The sequence below is a fragment of the Sandarakinorhabdus sp. genome, assembly GCF_041689835.1.
In the GTDB taxonomy this organism is placed as follows: Bacteria; Pseudomonadota; Alphaproteobacteria; order Sphingomonadales; family Sphingomonadaceae; genus Sandarakinorhabdus.
Genome location: NZ_JBDNFM010000152.1, coordinates 1 through 15,162 on the forward strand (window position 1 = coordinate 1; position 15,162 = coordinate 15,162).

A 15,162-nucleotide genomic window follows, 5' to 3' on the forward strand; every position below is an offset into this window, starting at 1 on the left:
AGTATTTCAGCAAACAGTTCGGCGGCCGTGCGCCGTTCGAAGCCGACGTGCCAGGGTGCCATGTGGTGGCACGAAATCAGGCCCCACAGCCTGCCCTCACGGATCAGCGATACGGTCATGGTCGAGCCGACGCCCATGTTCAAAAGATACTCGACATGCACGCTCGAATGCGCGCGTAGGACGCTCATCGACAGATCGAGCGGGGTATCGGGTTCCCCGGCGGACAACACCAGCGGGATTGGTGCAGCCCCGATGTCAATCAGCACCCGCACCGGATTGCGCACCAGCAGCGCGCGGGCTTGCAGCGGGATGTCGGTTGCCGGGTACCGCAAACCGAGGAAGGATTCGACCCCGCTGCGGACGCGTTCGGCGATCACTTCACCCGAGCCATCGGGGTGAAAACGATAGATCATGACCCGGTCAAAGCCGGTCAGCGCCTGTACGAGCCGAGCCGCTTCCTGCATGAAGTTTGGCTGGCTCTTTATCCGGCTCAGCATCGAGCGAACCATCGCGCCTGCGTTGAAATCAGTGATCGGGACGCTTGGTTCAGCCTCGATGATGATCAACTCGCCGGATTTGTGCACTGCCAGATCATATTTGGCACCGTTTTCCTGAAGCTGAACCGCAAAGCTGCGCTCGATCGTGCCGGGCGCCAGGAGGAGTGAGAGCTGATTTCGAATGATGTGAATTGCTGCAGGTAGAAACACGTCCTGCAATGGCGCTCGCAACACCAGATCGATCCGCAGACCGAGGAAATCGACAATGTTTGCCGAAACGCGTGAAATTCGCCAATCGCTTGAAACAGCGATAAGAAAGCCGATCGGCTGAATGGCATTGATGTGCTGGATCTGCTCCCGGTCACAATTTGTCAGATCAACGGCGTCAGGCACGGTCGAACTGCTGTTGGCCTGGCTCACGCGCGCCTCCTGTCCCTGATAATTCCATTGGGATTGATTTACTGAGGTTAACAATTGGTTTTGGTGTTTGCGGCAGCAATCTTTGCGCAAGTGGATTTGGCAGGCTTGCTGGTACGTACCCATCAACTCGCACCAACAGATCCAATTCGTTCTGTCGGCTGAAGCTGCGCAAACCTGTTTGCTGCGGCTTCGCGTTTTCGGGCGAAATCCTGCCGCCGTGAACGTGATGGATGCCGCACAGCGCGCCGGGATCACTCACGCCATGCCAGCCAGTTTTCATAGGCAACAAACATTGCGCTTGCGGCCGTTGCTGCGCGTTTGCGTGAGGCAGCGTCGGGCAGATCGGTTTCCAGGCGCGAAGCAAACGCCTTCCAGTCGTTTTCACCCATCCCGGTAAGAAAACGCACCGGCATTGCACCGTCGCTGCCCGTTCGGCCCGCGATCGCGCGTGCCATGACCTTGCCGCCCAGCGAGGCGCCAAGCAACACATAGCGGGCGCCGATCAACGCGCTGGGGTGCTGCCCGAATGCGGAGGCCGCCCACCGCGGCAACACCGCGATCGCAGCGGGCATCATGCCCAATTCCGCCAGGTCCAGGAAAAGGCAATCGGTCAATTTTCCGGCAAAACCAAGCGCCGGCTCGGCAATGATATAAAAACCGTACGACCGGGCGAGCACGCGGCGGTATTCGTCTCGGCTGATTGTTCCTGCTGCCAGGCGCGAAAGTGCCGGGTGATGGTGCATGCGTTGATGAATGTCGTGTGTGGCCGATCGCAGCGCCGACCGAGCGCTTGCTGGGTAAGCAGTGGTCCGCCGGGCGCGGGCGGTGGTGCTGTTCATACGGCCGTGCTCCACGGCGTCGTCCGCATTCGTCAAGAGCGCCGTTGCTTGCATGCGACTGCCCCAAATCGAATCGATTAAGACGGTGTTGTCCTGATTGGCGTGGCGATAACACATCAAGCACTTTTTTTTACATTTATGGCCAGCATTATTTATCAGCCAGCGCTGACAGTTATCGCTGTATTTGCGTCGGCACGATTTCACAGACACATTGATATCGCTTGGCAATTGAAGGTTTGCCAATGCAATCAGGCAATGTGCAGTTGGCTGTTTGCGGCGAGTTGCCGCGCCCGGATAATTGCGTGCAGCGCCATTGGGCCGGCGTTGTGGTCGACAGCGCTTGGCCGCGTAGCGGGGCAGGCCGGGGCAAGGCCGCCACCGCTGGGCAAGCGTACTGCAATCAGGCCATGCGCGCCGGCAACGGGCCGGTCAGCGGCCGACCCAGTTGCCGTGAAATCCCGGCGGCACCCGGTGCGGGATACGAATGCTGGCCTGCGGTTCGCCGGCGAAATCGCGGGCATTCAGGATCACCAGGTCGGTCGTTTCGCCCGGGTGATTGACGACGAGGCCCATCAACCAGCCTTCGTCCTCGCCGGCTGCGGTGTGGGCCGGGACGAACACGAACTCGCCCGGATAGCGGCCCTCGCCGAAATCATGAAGCTGGCGCGTGCCGGATTGCAGGTCGTGTTTGTACAGTTTTGTGCCGCCCAGATACCGCGCGGCGCGGCCCTCCGGCAATGCGACGGTGTAGGCGTAGCGATAGGGTTGGCCGATCAGGCGCTCGTCGGGCCGGGGAAACTCCTGCGGGCTGGCATCGATCACGGCGCGGTCAACCCGCTGGGCGACCGGATCGACCGTCCAGCGTTCAAAGGCGCCTGACATATTGTCCGGGCCTTGCGTCGATTCATCGAACATCGTGTCATACGCCACCACGTCCATGACGACGCGCCCATCGGGCAGGTCATAGGCATTGCACGGATGGAAGACATAGGCGGGATCGACATCGCACCAGATGACGTCTGCGGCGCTGCCATGGCGGGGCATGAGGCCGACCCGTGCGCGATGTTCGGGGTTCCACGCATAGGGATACTCATGACCTGCCAGCAGCGTATTTTTCGAAAAGGTGACCGGCAGATCGAGCAGCAGCACATAGCGGGCGGTCAGTGCGCAATCGTGGATCGACGGGCCGTGCTTTACCGGGATTGGCTCCTCGCGAATGGCTCGCCCGCCGTTGTCGATGACGACGTGGCGGATAAGGCCGGGCTGGGACGCATTGTAACAGATCGCGTGCTGTTCCCCGGTCGATGGGTCCAGGTGCGGATGGGCGGTGAAACTGTCGTGCAGGGTGCCGCCGAAGGCATCATAGGCCTGCGTTTCGAGATCGTCGCTCAGGGCAACGGGAAAGCTGCCCGCCTCCACCAGGGCAAAGATGCGGCCCGCAATGCCGGTCACGTTGGTGTTGACGACGTCCTGGGCGCGGTTGCGCGGTCCCGGCGCGGCGGCACTGCCAAGAAGCTGGGCAACCCGGCGCGAACGGATCCAGCGATTCTTGTACCAGAGCGCGCGACCGTTCTGGATGCGGATGCCGTGAACCATGCCGTCGCCGATGAACCAGTGATAGCTTGCAGGATTGGCAGCGACGGGGTTTGGGCCGATGCGAAGGTAGCGTCCATCAATTGCTGGCGGAATCGTGCCTGTCACAGCAAGGTCGGTCAGCGTCATTTCTTTGGTTATCGGAGCGAAAATGCCGGTGAGGTACGGATGATCGGTGACTTTGGGCAAACGCTTGCGGTTGAAGCCGGCGATGGCCTGGACCCCCGTGTACACGGCCGAGCGGAGCGCGCTTTCCAACAAACTTGCCATCACGTTTCTCCTGCTGCACATGTTTACGCTATCAACATAGGCGCAATGGTAACACTGTCAACATGGAAAAACGCAGCTATCATCACGGCGACCTCCGGCAGGCGCTGATCGAAGCGGGCCTGACGCTGCTGGAAGCACAGGCGGCCGACGCCCTCAGCCTTCGCGAGGTCGCCCGCGCCGTGGGTGTGAGTGCGACAGCCGTGTATCGGCATTTTCCCGACAAGGGTGCATTGCTTGATGCCTTGGCGGCGGCGGGGTTGGAGAAACTGGCCGAAGCGCAGCGTGCGGCGGCAAAGCAGGCAGGCGGCGGGCAAGCCGGGTTTGCCGCAACGGGCATTGCCTATGTGCGTTTCGCGGCGGCCAACCCGGCGCTGTTTCGCATGATCTTCGGGGCAAAAGCATCGCACGACATGCTGGAAGCGCCGCGGCATGGCCTCCCCGATGCCCTGACATTCCTGCGCGAGAACGCCGCCGCGGTTTCCGCACAAACCGGCACCGACCCGAGGATCGAGGCCATTCGCGCCTGGTCCCTCGTGCATGGCCTGGCGCTGCTGTTGCTGGATCAGCAAATCGTGATTGAGGACGGTCTTGTCGAACGGATAATCGCCGCCGGGCTGCTCTGATCGGATTGGTCGTTTGCAGCGTTGATGACATGCGGTTGACCGGCAGCGTGGCCACCGCATCCATGCAAATGTCGCGCTGCTCAGCCTTCAGCCGCGTTTTGGCGGCAGCGGAAAGAAGCCGGAGGTGCGGCGGATGTAGTCGTCGTATCCGGGGCGGCGCTTTTTCAGGCTGTGCTCCAGCAGCGGCGCGCCCGACCAGCGGGTGAGGGTGAAACTGAGGAACAGCGGGCCAGCCGCCGTCCACCACGGCGCGCCGGCGGCGAGGCCAACGATGAAGATGCCCCACCAGGCGCAGAAATCGCCGAAATAATTGGGATGGCGAGTGTAGCGCCACAGGCCCTTGTCCATCACCTCGCCCTTGCTGGCGGGATCGGCGCGGAAGGTTTCCAGTTGGGCATCGCCGATGCTTTCGAAGGCAATGCCGAACACCGCCAGCGCGGCACCGGCGAGGCCCCACGCCGGTAGTGCCGCGCCGTTGTCGGCCAGAACGCCGGCCTGTGCCGGCAGCGATACACCCCAAAGCAGCGGGCCTTGCATGCCGAAGGCTCGCCACCACGCTGCCTTGGCAAAGCTCATGCCCGGTTTGTCCCCGCGATTTTTCATCGCGTGGCCGAGGATTTTTTCATAGCGCGGATCGCGGCCGAGCCGGCGCCAGCGGGTGATGAGATGGGTGCCCAGCCGCAGTCCCCACGCGCTGACAAGGGCGAGGAGCGCCCAGTCCGCCGGCCCGGCCAGCCCGCCATTGAGGCCCGCCGCCACCGCGACGGCAAACACCATGCCATAGGCCCAGATGGCATCGATGAACGACACGTCGCGGATCGAGACAGCGTAGCGCCAGCACAGCGCCATGAGGCCGACAACGGCGGCGAGGGTTATTCCCAGATCGATCAACATGGCGGTGTTCAGGCGGCCTTTTCGAAAGGCTGCACGCTGGCACTGACGATGGATTTCATCGTCTTGCCCGGGTGCCGCGGCGTGGTGGAACGGTAGAATTCCTCTACCCGTGCCATATCGGCGGCGTAATCGCCGGTGGGCATGAAAGCCAGCGCCAACCCGCCGGTTTTCTTGGCATAATCCATCATGCCAACGATCAGCGGCACCTTGGCGCCCAGCGCGATGTGATAAAAGCCGGTGCGCCACTGTCCAACGGCGCTGCGGGTGCCTTCGGGTGCGATGGTGAGCAGGAAATCATCGCGGCGATTGAATTCGTCGATCATCGACTGGACGTAATTGCCGCTTTTCTCGCGATTTACCTCCACCCCGCCGACGTCCCGCATGAAGCGGCCCAGCGGCCAGCGGAACAATTGCCGCTTGGCCATGAAGCTGGTTTCGATGCCCAGATCACGGGTGAGCCCGATATAATAGACGAAATCCCAGTTGGATGTGTGCGGTGCCGCAATGATCACCGCCTTGCGCGGAATCGGCCGCATCGCGACCGATTTCCAACCCGTCCCGCGGTAGAAACGCAGCAGCAGCCATTCCAGCAGTCGCGACATCAGGCCCTTCGTTGCCCTGGTCATGGTACTTCCCACATGTTTGGCGGCCATGGTGCTGGTTCGCCTGTTGCCGTTGGTTTCCTGTAGCGGCACAGCATCGCGGATACGGGGGGATGCTGTCAAACCCCGTGTCAATCCATCGCTGCCCGGCTATGGCATGGTCATGACCAAGATGCTCGCAGCCTACGGCCTGACCCTTGTTGCCTTTGCCGCCATCGATGCGGTGTGGCTGATCAACATGGCGCCGCGCCTGTACAAGCCTGAAATCGGCCCGGTGATGATGGAGAACGGCTTTCGGTTGCTGCCGGCGCTGATCTTTTATGCAATCTACATCGCCGGCATCGTTTACTTCGCGGTGTGGCCGGGATTGACCGAAGGTGTCGCAAAGTCGGCGCTGCAAGGCGCGGTGCTGGGGTTCGTGTGTTACGCCACCTATGACCTGACCAATTATGCCACGTTGAAGGTGTGGAGCCTGAAGGTGACGGTGCTCGATCTGATGTGGGGCACCGTGCTCACCGGCGGCACGGCGGCGGCGGGCACCTGGCTCACGGCCAAACTGTTTCCCGCCGGCTAGTCTTGCACCCAATCGGCGCGGACATAGCCCTGCGCGCGCAGCAAGACGGTCAGGTCGCCGCGCCGAACATGAGCCTGCGCGGCGGCAGCGGCGGCGGGTTTGGCGTGGTAGGCAATGCCGAGCCCGCCGGCGGCACTGGCGGCCTGGATCATCGGGATATCGTTGGCGCCGTCCCCGACTGCCAGTGCGGCCGATAACGGCGTGCCATCGGCTTGGAGCAGCGCCTTTTTGGCGGCGGCATCAACGATGGGCTCGGGCACGGTGCCGGCGAGCACATCGGCGTCCTTTTCCCTGGCGGTGTCCAGCCGATTGGCGACAACGCGGGCAAAGCCGATCTGGCGCGCCACCGGCACGGCAAAGGCCATGAAGCCGCCGGACACCAGCAATGAGCGCGCGCCGTTCGCCACCATCGTCTGCACCAGCGTCCGCGCGCCGGGGTTGAGGCGCACGCGTTCCTCGCGGCACTGATCGATGGTGGCGACGGGAAGGCCTTTGAGCAGCGCCACACGGGCCTTGAGTGCGCCGGCGAAATCCAGTTCGCCGCGCATGGCGGCTTCGGTGATGGCAGCCACTTCGGCCTTGATCCCGGCATAATCGGCGAGTTCGTCGATGCATTCACACGCGATCATGGTCGAATCCATGTCGGCAACGATCAGCCGTTTGCGGCGCGGCGTGGTGCCGGATTGCACCACGACATCCACTGAGGGAAAGGCGTCTTCCAGGGCAGCGCGGATGGCCGGGGCGTTGCCGCGGGCCAGGATATCGAAGGCGTCGCCGGCTTCGAGCCAGCTTTGCGCCATGATTTCGCCGCCGATGCCGCGCACGACATCGCTTGCCGCCGCCGCATCCCCGGGCGACAAGGCGCCTTCGGCAACCAGAGTGATGATGAGCGCGTCTGCCATGAATCTCGATCCTGAACGGGTCACCGTCCTGACAGGGCCGACGGCGGGCGGCAAGTCGGCGTTGGCGCTGAAGCTTGCGGCCCGTGCGTGCGGCGATGTGGGCGGGGTCATCATCAATGCCGATGCCAGCCAGATGTACCGCGATCTTGCCATTGTTTCGGCGCGGCCGACGGCGGCAGAGGAAGCCGCCGCGGCGCACCGGCTGTATGGCGTGCTGGCCGGCGACGATGTGTGCACGGCGGCGCGCTGGGCGGAATTGGCCAAGGCCGAAATTGCCGCCGCGCGGGCCGCAGGCTTGCAGCCGATCGTCGTGGGCGGCACCGGCATGTATCTTTCGGCACTGGTGCATGGATGGGCACCGGTGCCGGCCATCCCTCACGATGTGCGGGCTGATGTGCGCGCGCTTGGTGCGCCCGCCGCCCGCACCGCCCTGGAACGCGAAGATCCGGCCGCTGCTGCCCGCCTGATGCCTGCCGATCGGCAACGCACCATGCGCGCGCTGGAGGTGGTGCGCGCGACGGGGCGCACCCTGGCTAGTTGGCAGCAGCACCGCGAAGGCGGGGTGGGGCCGGCGGCGGTGCAGGGCTTCATCGTCGATCGCCCACGTGACGAATTGAACGCGCGCGCCGGGCTGCGCTTGCAGGCGATGCTGGCCGCGGGCGCGCTGAATGAGGTGGCCGCGCTGGCGGCGCTGGGCTTGCCCGCCGATGTGCCGGTGATGAAAGCGCTGGCGGTGCCGCAACTGGCGGCGCACCTGGCCGGCGCCATCAGCCTTGATGCGGCGATGGCTGCGGCGCTGATTGCCACGCGCCAATATCAAAAGCGCCAGCAGACCTGGGCGCGCAACCAGTTTGGTGATTGGGCGCGAACGGCGCCGGACTGATGCGCCGGCGTTTTCAGCCCGATCTTGCTGCAACCACCGCGCCTCGATGCAACCACGGCCTGCCGCATTTCGTAGCTGTCTTTAACCTGTAGCGGACGTTTTTCCCTTAATGGGTGGGGGAATGTCATGCCGACGTCACGTTGCGGTGCAATGATAATTTTGAGTGTTGCTGGGGATGTGCGTAATGAAGTTGATGGTGGTTTTGGTTGCCGGGTTTTTCGCCGCCCTGCCAGCGACGGCAACGCAACTGGTGCAAATGGCCCCGGTTATCGCGCCGGGCGACTGTGTTGACGGCAGCCCCGATTGTGTACGCGCCGATGCTGCGCCGGCTGCGGAAGACGAGACCGCGATGAGCACAGGCCCAATGGTAGCCGGGCTGGCGGGCCTGCTGGTGCTGGGCCTGGTGTTTGGCCGACGCAAGGCCGGGTTGCCGGAAGTTGTTTCTTGACCGGTAGTTTGCGCATGAAAATTGCGTGAAAAATGCTTGACGTGGCATTTTACTTCCCATAACAGCATCCAGCCGCTGCTTTGCGGCCGTTTTGCGTGGGAAATGGATCATGGGCACGGAGTTGACCGGCGCCGAAATCGTTGTGCAGGCCCTGACTGAACTGGGTGTTGAGGTGGTGTTTGGCTACCCCGGCGGCGCTGTGCTGCCGATTTATGACGCTCTGTTCCAGCAAACCCGCATTCGCCACATCCTCGTGCGCCACGAACAGGCCGCCGTCCATGCCGCCGAAGGCTATGCGCGCAGCAGCGGCAAGGTGGGGGTGGTGCTCGTCACGTCCGGCCCCGGTGCAACCAACGCCGTCACCGGCATCACCGACGCGTTGATGGATTCGGTGCCGCTGGTGGTGCTCACCGGCCAAGTGCCCACGCATCTGATCGGAACCGATGCCTTTCAGGAATGCGACACGGTGGGCATCACGCGTCACTGTTCCAAGCATAATTACCTGGTGAAAGAGACTGCCAGGCTTGGCCCGGTGCTGCACGAGGCGTTTTACATCGCCCGCAGCGGCCGGCCCGGCCCGGTGGTGATCGATATCCCCAAGGACGTGCAGATTTTCAAGGCGCGTTATACCAAGCCGGGCACGATCAGCCACAAGACCTACAAGCCGCAGGTGAAGGGTGATCTGACCAGCATCGAAGCGGCGGTTGACATGCTGGCCGCGGCCGAGCGCCCGATCTTGTACACCGGCGGCGGCATCATCAATTCAGGCCCGGTGGCGAGCCAGTTGCTGCGCGATCTGGCCAAGGTGACGGGTGCGCCGGTTACATCGACGTTGATGGGCCTGGGCACGATGGCGGATGATCACCCGCAGTTCCTCGGCATGCTGGGCATGCACGGATCATACGAAGCCAATATGGCGATGAACCGCTGCGATCTGATGGTTTGCCTGGGCGCGCGTTTTGATGACCGGGTGACGGGCCGGCTGGACGCGTTCAGCCCGAACAGCCGCAAGATCCATGTCGATATCGACCGCTCCAGCTTCAACAAGACGGTGCGGGTTGATCTGACGATTCTGGGCGACGTCGGCAGCGTGATGGAAGACATGCTGAAGGTGTGGCGCGCCAAGGGTCACGGCAATTCGGGTCACCGGCAGGCCGATCTGAAGCCGTGGTGGGCTGATATCGCCAGCTGGCGCAGCCGCAATTCGTTCGGTTTTGAACAAAAGGGCACTGATCAGACCGGGGCGCTGCTGCCGCAGAAGGCGATCCAGCGGCTGTATGAGATGACCAAGGCCAGAAAGCCGATCATCTCCACCGAAGTGGGCCAGCACCAGATGTGGGCGGCGCAGCATTTCGGTTTTCATGAGCCAAACAAGTGGCTCACCTCGGGCGGGCTCGGCACCATGGGCTATGGGCTGCCCGCTGCCATTGGCGCGCAACTGGCGTTTCCCGGTGCGCTGGTGATCGATATCGCCGGCGAAGCCAGCATCCAGATGAACATTCAGGAACTGGCCACGGCGATGCAATATCGCTTGCCGGTCAAGGTGTTCATCATCAACAACGAATATATGGGCATGGTGCGCCAGTGGCAGGAAATGAACCACGGTGGGCGGTACAGCGAAAGCTATTCGGATACGCTGCCGGACTTTGTGAAGCTGGCGGAAGCGTATGGCTGGAAAGGCATCGTGATCGAAGGCGCGGGCGATCTGGATAGCGGCATTCAGGCCATGCTCGATCATCCCGGCCCGGTGATGGTTGATTGCCGGGTGTCCAAGTTGGCCAATTGTTTCCCGATGATCCCGTCGGGCGCGTCGCACACCGACATGATCCTGAGCGCTGCCGACGAGCGCGGCGAAACGGATGACGATGCCAAAGCATTGGTATAGGGGCGCGCGTGATGAAGCATCTCCCGTCTGAACGGCACACGTTGTCGATATTGGTTGATAACGAAGCCGGGGTGCTGGCGCGCATCGTCGGGCTATTTTCGGCGCGCGGCTACAACATCGAAAGCCTGACGGTGGCCGACGTGTCCGACGATCATGCCGTGTCGCGAATCACCGTCGTCACCAATGGCCCGCCGCCGGTGATTGATCAGATCATGGCGCAGCTCGATCGGCTGGTGCCGGTGCACCGTGTGGTCGATCTTACCGACTGGGGCCCGCATGTTGAGCGCGAAATGGCGCTGGTGAAGGTGGCCGGTTCCGGCGAGAAGCGGGTAGAGGCTTTGCGCCTTGCCGACATTTTCCGCGCCCGCCCGGTGGATACCAGCATCAACAGTTTCGTGTTCGAAGTGTCGGGATCGTCGGAAAAAGTGAACCAGTTCATCGCGCTGATGCGGGAGGTTGGCCTTGTCGAGGTCGCCCGCACCGGGGTTGTCGCCATCGCACGGGGTGCCGAAGCCGTCTGATCAATTGCTCTGCTGCTGTGGGGCCAGCCAAGGGAAACACCATGCGCGTTTACTATGATGCCGATGCCGATGTCGGCCTAATCAAGGGCAAGAAGGTCGCCATCGTTGGTTATGGCAGCCAGGGCCATGCCCATGCGCAGAATCTGCGCGATTCGGGTGTGAGCGAGGTGGCGGTCGCGCTGCGGGCTGGTTCCGCCACCGCGAAAAAGGCCGAAGGGGCCGGCTTCAAGGTGCTGAGCAATGCCGATGCCGCGGCGTGGGCCGATGTGATCATGGTGCTGGCGCCCGATGAACATCAGGCCGCGATCTATGCCGACGATCTGGCCGCCAACATGAAGCCCGGCGCGGCGCTGGCGTTTGCTCACGGCCTCAACGTGCATTTCCAGTTGATCGAGCCGCGCGCCGATATCGATGTGTTCATGATCGCGCCAAAGGGCCCCGGTCACACGGTTCGCAGCGAATATCAAAAGGGCGGCGGCGTGCCGTGCCTGATTGCCATCCACCAGGATGCCAGCGGCAATGCGCATGATATCGCGCTGTCGTATGCGTCGGCGGTTGGCGGCGGGCGTTCGGGCGTGATCGAAACCACCTTCAAGGAAGAATGCGAAACCGATCTGTTCGGCGAACAGGCCGTTCTGTGCGGCGGCCTCACCCACCTTATCCAGGCCGGTTTCGAAACGCTGGTCGAAGCCGGTTATGCGCCGGAAATGGCTTATTTCGAATGCCTGCACGAAGTGAAGCTGATCGTCGATCTGATGTATGAAGGCGGCATCGCCAACATGCGCTATTCGATCAGCAACACCGCCGAATATGGCGACATCACCACCGGCCCGCGCATCATCACGGCTGAAACCAAGGCCGAAATGAAGCGCGTGCTCGCCGATATCCAGGGCGGGCGTTTCGTGAAGAACTTCATCCTCGACAACCGCGCCGGCCAGCCAGAACTGAAGGCCAGCCGCATCGCCGCCAAGGCGCACCCGATCGAGGAAGTCGGTTCGCGGCTGCGGGCGATGATGCCGTGGATTGCCAAGAACCAGTTGGTGGACAAGGCCAAGAATTAAGGGCGGAGTTCCTGAAAAGTGCCCCGTCATCCTGAACTTGTTTCAGAATCCATTGTGCAAATGCCCCGACAAGCGCGTTTTCGAGGTTCTGTATCCCATGGATCCTGAAACAAGTTCAGGATGACGAGTGTTTTTGGATACAAGCGACCTTGCAACTACGATCTCGCAGCAGCAGCAACGCTGCCCGCACGCTGCCCGCACGCTGCCCGCACGCTGCGCTGCGTCAGCTGAGCTGTCAGGAAGAAAGCCCGCCGGTTCGCACCAGCGGGCCTCCTCAGCAGAACCGAAATTCAGGCAGCAACCACCGCACGGCGACGGCGCCCGGCAGCGCCGACCAGGCCAAAGCCGGCGATCAGCATTGCCCAGCTGGCGGGTTCGGGCACAGCGCCGCCAACGAAGACATTGTCTACGCCTTGGGTGAAGAAGAGCTGGTTATCAGCCTGAGCAAAGCGGATTGCATAGGTGCCAGCGCCAAGGCTGACGTTGAAGCTGTAGCTGGTCCACGGGTTGGGATTGCTGCCGCCATCGGCCCTTATGGCGTTGCCACACCCGCCGACATGGCGCGGTTTGTCCGGGTTGAGCAGCGCGGCGTCGGGAACGATGTATTGGAGTTGCTGGAGCGACAGGATTCGTCCGATTGAGATTGATGCTGATAAGGTGATGCCATGTTTACGGGACTGATTATGGATATCGGAACGGTCCGGAAGGTTGAAAAGCCTGCCGATACACGGTTCACGATTGAGACGAATTTCGATATGTCGGGCGTGGATATCGGCGCGTCGATCGCATGCTCGGGTACCTGCCTGACCGTCGTGGAAAAAGGGCAGGGATGGTTTAGTGCCGATGTTTCCGGCGAAACCATTGCCTGCACAACCCTGGGCGCGTGGCAGGCAGGCCGGCGCATCAATCTTGAACCGTCACTGCGGCTGGGGGCTGAACTGGGCGGCCATCTGGTGCAGGGGCATGTCGATGGCGTGGCAAAGGTCGTGGACCGGCATCCGGAAGGCGATAGCTTGCGGTTCGAATTCGCAGCGCCAAGGGAATTGTCTCGCTATATTGCCCGAAAGGGATCGGTCGCGCTCGACGGCGTTTCCTTGACCGTCAATGAGGTCGAGGGAAACCGCTTCGGTGTGAACATCATTCCGCATACCGCACAGCAGACGACGTTCGGCCTGTTAAAGGCTGGCGATGAGGTGAATCTTGAGGTCGACCTCCTGGCCAGATATGTTGCGCGGCTTCAATCCGACATTACCGAAGCGTGATGACACGGTTTGGCGTGGGTTTTCAGTAAATTAGGTAGGTAAGAGCACGTGGCGTTCAGCGATTACAAACATTCGACCGAGGAATTGATCGAAGATGCGCGCAACGGCCGGATGTTTATCCTGGTCGATGATGAAGACCGTGAGAACGAGGGGGACCTCGTTATTCCGGCGCAGATGGCAACACCGGACGTGATCAACTTCATGGCCATGCATGGCCGCGGCCTGATTTGCCTTGCGATGACGCGTGAGCGGATAGGTCAACTGGGCATCCCCTTGCAACCGCAACAGAATTCCAGCCGGCTGGAAACGGCGTTTACGGTTTCCATCGAAGCGCGCGAAGGGGTGACGACAGGAATTTCTGCTCCGGATCGGGCGCGGACAGTGTCGGTCGCGATCGACCCTTCGAAGGGCGCGGCAGATATTGCGACGCCAGGACATGTTTTCCCGCTGATGGCCCGTGACGGTGGTGTGCTGGTTCGCATTGGCCACACCGAAGCGTCCGTTGATATCGCGCGCCTTGCCGGGCTGAACCCTTCCGGCGTGATCTGCGAGATCATGAATGATGATGGGACCATGGCGCGCCGGGAGGATCTGGTCAGGTTCGCTCAGTTCCATGGCCTTAAAATAGGCACTATCGCAGACCTAATTGCCTATCGGCGGCGGCATGACCGCATTATCGAGCGGGTCGCGGAAACGACGCTGGAAAGCCGCCACGGCGGCGATTGGAAGCTTTACGTCTACGCCAACAAAGTTGAGTATGCCGAGCACGTTGCCCTGGTAAAAGGCGATCTGTCCGCAGGTGGCGACCCGCCCCTTGTGCGAATGCATGCGGTGAACCTGTTCCAGGATGCGCTCGGTGAGATTACTGACGGGAAGATAGGACCGCTGCATGGCGCGATGCGGCAGATCGATGCCGTGGGCCGGGGCGTCGTCGTGGTTCTACGGGAATGGTACCCAACGCTCATTTCGGATCGGGTGCATGCGACGAATGGCGAAGTGTCGCGTGCGGTGGTCCAGGACCCGACGGAGCTGCGCGATTACGGCATTGGTGCGCAAATTTTGCTCGACCTTGGCGTTCACGACATGATCCTACTGTCCAATTCGCCGAAGAAGATTGTCGGTATCGATGGCTATGATTTGAATGTCGTCGATCACCGGCCTATATCGGTCAAACTTTCGGATGATTCATAATGGATGACGTAACCCCGCATATCATGGTCGTCGAGGCTCGGTTTTATGAAGACCTGGCGGACGAAATGGCATTGGGCGCGATTGCAGCGATAGAGACTGCCGGCGCAACGTATGAACGGTTTTCTGTCCCGGGTGCGTTCGAAATTCCCGCGGCGATCCGGTACGCCCTCGAAGCGGATCAACCTGCGGAAGGTAGACGGAAATTCGATGGGTTTGTGGCGCTTGGCTGTGTCATTCGCGGCGAAACCACCCATTACGACTATGTTTGCGGGGAAAGTGCGCGGGCCTTACAGGACCTGGCCATGAACCAGCTGGCGGCTATCGGCTACGGCATCCTGACCTGTGAAAACAAGGATCAGGCCTGGGCCCGTGCCAGTCGGGACAAGGGCAATAAAGGGGCGGCAGCCGTCGAAGCCTGTCTTTCCATGGTCGCGTTGCGTTACCGTTTCGAGTTGTCATGAGCCGCAAACCCACGGTTTCCAAAGGCAAACGACGGAGTGCCGCGCGGCTCGCCGCAATTCAGGCACTTTATCAACTCGATGTCGCCGGCGGCGTTGCGGAGGCTGTGGTTGGAGAGTTCAACCGTTACCGGTTCGGCGGGGAGTTGGATGGCCAACGTCTTGTCGAAGCAGATCCGGCGCTGTTCGGCGAGCTTGTGTTGGGTGTGACCCAGCGGCGCGAAGAAATCGATGAGAAG

Annotated in this window: 19 protein-coding genes and 1 pseudogene; 12 read left to right on the forward strand and 8 right to left on the reverse strand. The window is 61.9% G+C overall.

What is annotated here, in order from left to right; all coding sequences use genetic code 11:
- From ACESL8_RS08310 to ACESL8_RS08325, 4 genes are all read right to left on the reverse strand, one after another.
- A partial coding sequence (locus tag ACESL8_RS08310) for a GAF domain-containing protein (protein ID WP_372917736.1) occupies nt 1–917 on the reverse strand: 917 nt, incomplete at its 3' end.
- Nucleotides 883–1,176 carry a hypothetical protein gene (locus ACESL8_RS08315; RefSeq protein ID WP_372917738.1) on the reverse strand — a complete coding sequence of 98 codons (294 nt, stop codon included), beginning with the start codon at nt 1,174–1,176 and terminating at the stop codon, nt 883–885. The genes ACESL8_RS08310 and ACESL8_RS08315, both read right to left, overlap by 35 nt.
- Complete coding sequence (locus tag ACESL8_RS08320) at nt 1,169–1,756, reverse strand: biliverdin-producing heme oxygenase (RefSeq protein WP_372917740.1); 588 nt, start codon at nt 1,754–1,756, stop codon at nt 1,169–1,171. The genes ACESL8_RS08315 and ACESL8_RS08320 overlap by 8 nt, the downstream gene beginning before the upstream one ends.
- Nucleotides 1,757–2,185: 429 nt before the next feature.
- A complete protein-coding gene (locus ACESL8_RS08325) occupies nt 2,186–3,583 on the reverse strand; it encodes a carotenoid oxygenase family protein (RefSeq protein ID WP_372917742.1) in 1,398 nt (465 codons plus the stop codon).
- Nucleotides 3,584–3,681: 98 nt separating this feature from the next.
- Here ACESL8_RS08325 and ACESL8_RS08330 point away from each other — a divergent pair, with 98 nt between their 5' ends.
- Entirely contained in the window at nt 3,682–4,242 is a 561-nt protein-coding gene (locus tag ACESL8_RS08330) for a TetR/AcrR family transcriptional regulator (protein ID WP_372917744.1), read from the forward strand.
- 87 nt (nt 4,243–4,329) lie between these two features.
- Here the strand turns inward: ACESL8_RS08330 and ACESL8_RS08335 are convergent, their stop codons facing one another.
- Together ACESL8_RS08335 and ACESL8_RS08340 are read right to left on the reverse strand one after the other, a co-directional pair.
- The gene (locus ACESL8_RS08335; protein ID WP_372917746.1) at nt 4,330–5,136 is read right to left on the reverse strand and encodes a DUF1295 domain-containing protein; all 807 of its coding nucleotides are present in this window, start codon (nt 5,134–5,136) and stop codon (nt 4,330–4,332) included.
- Nucleotides 5,137–5,144: 8 nt separating this feature from the next.
- Nucleotides 5,145–5,762, reverse strand: coding sequence for a lysophospholipid acyltransferase family protein (locus tag ACESL8_RS08340; RefSeq protein ID WP_372917748.1), 618 nt, complete (start codon nt 5,760–5,762; stop codon nt 5,145–5,147).
- Nucleotides 5,763–5,901: 139 nt separating this feature from the next.
- On the opposite strand from ACESL8_RS08340, the gene ACESL8_RS08345 reads away from it, so the two are divergent.
- Nucleotides 5,902–6,312 (forward strand): DUF2177 family protein, encoded by a 411-nt coding sequence (locus ACESL8_RS08345; RefSeq protein ID WP_372917750.1) that lies wholly within the window; start codon nt 5,902–5,904, stop codon nt 6,310–6,312.
- Here ACESL8_RS08345 and serB read toward each other — a convergent pair.
- Complete coding sequence (gene serB / locus ACESL8_RS08350) at nt 6,309–7,214, reverse strand: phosphoserine phosphatase SerB (RefSeq protein WP_372917752.1); 906 nt, start codon at nt 7,212–7,214, stop codon at nt 6,309–6,311. The genes ACESL8_RS08345 and serB overlap by 4 nt on opposite strands.
- Here serB and miaA point away from each other — a divergent pair.
- From miaA to ilvC, 5 genes are all read left to right on the forward strand, one after another.
- On the forward strand, nt 7,213–8,097 hold the full coding sequence (gene miaA, locus ACESL8_RS08355) for a tRNA (adenosine(37)-N6)-dimethylallyltransferase MiaA (protein ID WP_372917754.1): 885 nt from the start codon (nt 7,213–7,215) through the stop codon (nt 8,095–8,097). The genes serB and miaA overlap by 2 nt on opposite strands.
- Nucleotides 8,098–8,281: 184 nt before the next feature.
- Nucleotides 8,282–8,545, forward strand: coding sequence for a hypothetical protein (locus ACESL8_RS08360; RefSeq protein WP_372917756.1), 264 nt, complete (start codon nt 8,282–8,284; stop codon nt 8,543–8,545).
- Between the two features lie 109 nt (nt 8,546–8,654).
- Nucleotides 8,655–10,430, forward strand: a complete 1,776-nt coding sequence (locus ACESL8_RS08365) for an acetolactate synthase 3 large subunit (RefSeq protein ID WP_372917758.1) — start codon at nt 8,655–8,657, stop codon at nt 10,428–10,430.
- An 11-nt stretch (nt 10,431–10,441) separates the two neighbouring features.
- Nucleotides 10,442–10,951 carry an acetolactate synthase small subunit gene (gene ilvN, locus ACESL8_RS08370; protein ID WP_372917760.1) on the forward strand — a complete coding sequence of 170 codons (510 nt, stop codon included), beginning with the start codon at nt 10,442–10,444 and terminating at the stop codon, nt 10,949–10,951.
- 41 nt (nt 10,952–10,992) lie between these two features.
- A complete protein-coding gene (gene ilvC, locus ACESL8_RS08375) occupies nt 10,993–12,012 on the forward strand; it encodes a ketol-acid reductoisomerase (RefSeq protein ID WP_372917762.1) in 1,020 nt (339 codons plus the stop codon).
- A 290-nt stretch (nt 12,013–12,302) separates the two neighbouring features.
- Here ilvC and ACESL8_RS08380 read toward each other — a convergent pair.
- Nucleotides 12,303–12,422: pseudogene (locus ACESL8_RS08380) on the reverse strand (PEPxxWA-CTERM sorting domain-containing protein); the annotation flags it as partial.
- Nucleotides 12,423–12,425: 3 nt separating this feature from the next.
- On the opposite strand from ACESL8_RS08380, the gene ACESL8_RS08385 reads away from it, so the two are divergent.
- From ACESL8_RS08385 to ACESL8_RS08405, 5 genes are all read left to right on the forward strand, one after another.
- Nucleotides 12,426–12,653 (forward strand): hypothetical protein, encoded by a 228-nt coding sequence (locus ACESL8_RS08385; protein WP_372917764.1) that lies wholly within the window; start codon nt 12,426–12,428, stop codon nt 12,651–12,653.
- Between the two features lie 24 nt (nt 12,654–12,677).
- Nucleotides 12,678–13,274: a riboflavin synthase gene (locus ACESL8_RS08390; protein ID WP_372917766.1), complete on the forward strand. Its 597-nt coding sequence runs from the start codon at nt 12,678–12,680 to the stop codon at nt 13,272–13,274.
- A gap of 48 nt (nt 13,275–13,322) precedes the next feature.
- Complete coding sequence (ribB, locus tag ACESL8_RS08395; RefSeq protein ID WP_372917768.1) at nt 13,323–14,465, forward strand: 3,4-dihydroxy-2-butanone-4-phosphate synthase; 1,143 nt, start codon at nt 13,323–13,325, stop codon at nt 14,463–14,465.
- Nucleotides 14,465–14,926 (forward strand): 6,7-dimethyl-8-ribityllumazine synthase, encoded by a 462-nt coding sequence (ribH, locus tag ACESL8_RS08400; protein WP_372917770.1) that lies wholly within the window; start codon nt 14,465–14,467, stop codon nt 14,924–14,926. The genes ribB and ribH overlap by 1 nt, the downstream gene beginning before the upstream one ends.
- Nucleotides 14,923–15,162 (forward strand): transcription antitermination factor NusB (locus tag ACESL8_RS08405; protein ID WP_372917772.1); only part of this gene is annotated, 240 nt, incomplete at its 3' end. The genes ribH and ACESL8_RS08405, both read left to right, overlap by 4 nt.

Bases quoted from the DNA above. Each gene is read 5' to 3' on its own strand.
- ACESL8_RS08320 (WP_372917740.1), bottom strand. From the start codon at position 1,756: ATGAACAGCACCACCGCCCGCGCCCGGCGGACCACTGCTTACCCAGCA.
- ACESL8_RS08330 (WP_372917744.1), top strand. From the start codon at position 3,682: ATGGAAAAACGCAGCTATCATCACGGCGACCTCCGGCAGGCGCTGATC.
- ACESL8_RS08335 (WP_372917746.1), bottom strand. From the start codon at position 5,136: ATGTTGATCGATCTGGGAATAACCCTCGCCGCCGTTGTCGGCCTCATG.
- ACESL8_RS08340 (WP_372917748.1), bottom strand. From the start codon at position 5,762: ATGACCAGGGCAACGAAGGGCCTGATGTCGCGACTGCTGGAATGGCTG.
- ACESL8_RS08345 (WP_372917750.1), top strand. From the start codon at position 5,902: ATGACCAAGATGCTCGCAGCCTACGGCCTGACCCTTGTTGCCTTTGCC.
- miaA (WP_372917754.1), top strand. From the start codon at position 7,213: ATGAATCTCGATCCTGAACGGGTCACCGTCCTGACAGGGCCGACGGCG.
- serB (WP_372917752.1), bottom strand. From the start codon at position 7,214: ATGGCAGACGCGCTCATCATCACTCTGGTTGCCGAAGGCGCCTTGTCG.
- ACESL8_RS08360 (WP_372917756.1), top strand. From the start codon at position 8,282: ATGAAGTTGATGGTGGTTTTGGTTGCCGGGTTTTTCGCCGCCCTGCCA.
- ACESL8_RS08365 (WP_372917758.1), top strand. From the start codon at position 8,655: ATGGGCACGGAGTTGACCGGCGCCGAAATCGTTGTGCAGGCCCTGACT.
- ilvN (WP_372917760.1), top strand. From the start codon at position 10,442: ATGAAGCATCTCCCGTCTGAACGGCACACGTTGTCGATATTGGTTGAT.
- ilvC (WP_372917762.1), top strand. From the start codon at position 10,993: ATGCGCGTTTACTATGATGCCGATGCCGATGTCGGCCTAATCAAGGGC.
- ACESL8_RS08390 (WP_372917766.1), top strand. From the start codon at position 12,678: ATGTTTACGGGACTGATTATGGATATCGGAACGGTCCGGAAGGTTGAA.
- ribH (WP_372917770.1), top strand. From the start codon at position 14,465: ATGGATGACGTAACCCCGCATATCATGGTCGTCGAGGCTCGGTTTTAT.